Raw genomic sequence first — 1,312 nt, 5'->3', positions numbered from 1 at the left:
TATCTGTCAGAAAATACTATTTGAAAAAGATTAACTTAATCTACCTCTGGTGGATTATTTTCATATGTAATTTAGATACACAAAACTGATAGGTTCCGTCATGGCAAAAGAAAAGTTTGAACGCGTAAAACCGCACGTAAACGTTGGTACAATCGGCCACGTTGACCACGGTAAAACTACACTAACTGCAGCAATCACTAACGTACTTGCAAAAGTATACGGCGGTGTTGCTAAAGATTTCGCATCAATCGATAACGCTCCAGAAGAGCGCGAGCGTGGTATCACAATCTCAACTTCACACGTTGAGTACGATACACCAACTCGTCACTACGCACACGTAGATTGTCCTGGTCACGCCGATTATGTTAAAAACATGATCACTGGTGCTGCTCAAATGGACGGCGCTATCTTAGTAGTTGCTGCGACTGATGGCCCTATGCCACAAACGCGTGAGCACATCCTTCTTTCTCGTCAGGTTGGCGTTCCTTACATCATCGTATTCATGAACAAATGTGACATGGTTGATGACGAAGAGCTACTTGAACTAGTAGAAATGGAAGTTCGTGAACTTCTTTCAGAATACGATTTCCCAGGTGATGACTTACCTCTAATCGCTGGTTCTGCGCTTAAAGCGTTAGAAGGCGAGAAAGAGTGGGAAGATAAGATTGTTGAGCTTGCAAATGCACTTGATTCTTACATTCCAGAGCCAGAGCGTGATATCGATAAGCCTTTCATCATGCCTATCGAAGACGTTTTCTCAATCCAAGGTCGTGGTACTGTTGTAACTGGCCGTGTTGAAGCTGGTATCATCAACGTGAATGACGAAGTTGAAATCGTTGGTATCAAGGATACTACTAAGTCTACTTGTACTGGTGTTGAAATGTTCCGTAAGCTTCTTGACGAAGGTCGTGCTGGTGAGAACATTGGTGCACTTCTACGTGGTACTAAGCGTGAAGACGTTGAACGTGGTCAAGTACTAGCTAAACCTGGTTCAATCAAGCCACATACTACATTCACTTCAGAAGTATACGTACTTTCGAAAGATGAAGGTGGTCGTCATACTCCATTCTTCAAAGGTTACCGTCCACAGTTCTACTTCCGTACAACTGACGTAACAGGTGACGTACAGTTACCAGATGGCGTAGAAATGGTAATGCCTGGTGATAACATCAAGATGACTGTAACTCTAATCGCGCCAATCGCGATGGATGAAGGTCTTCGTTTTGCTATCCGTGAAGGCGGCCGTACTGTAGGTGCTGGTGTTGTAGCAACTATCGTAGCGTAATTATTAGCCTAGCTAATTATTACCAAA

At 43.4% G+C, this 1,312-nt stretch carries 1 protein-coding gene; it reads left to right on the top strand.

The genetic code is table 11. The annotated features are described in order from the left end of the window. Positions 1–100: 100 nt before the first annotated feature. Positions 101–1,285: an elongation factor Tu gene (gene tuf / locus ACJJVZ_RS18825; RefSeq protein ID WP_405598473.1), complete on the top strand. Its 1,185-nt coding sequence runs from the start codon at positions 101–103 to the stop codon at positions 1,283–1,285. Positions 1,286–1,312 lie beyond the last annotated feature (27 nt).

It is taken from the genome of Pseudoalteromonas sp. Ld19, from assembly GCF_045064135.1.
Taxonomy (GTDB): Bacteria; Pseudomonadota; Gammaproteobacteria; order Enterobacterales; family Alteromonadaceae; genus Pseudoalteromonas; species Pseudoalteromonas aliena.
Note: the sequence above shows the minus strand (reverse complement) of the source record. Positions and strands in the feature narration are given on the sequence as shown.

Bases quoted from the DNA above. Each gene is read 5' to 3' on its own strand.
- tuf (WP_405598473.1), top strand. From the start codon at position 101: ATGGCAAAAGAAAAGTTTGAACGCGTAAAACCGCACGTAAACGTTGGT.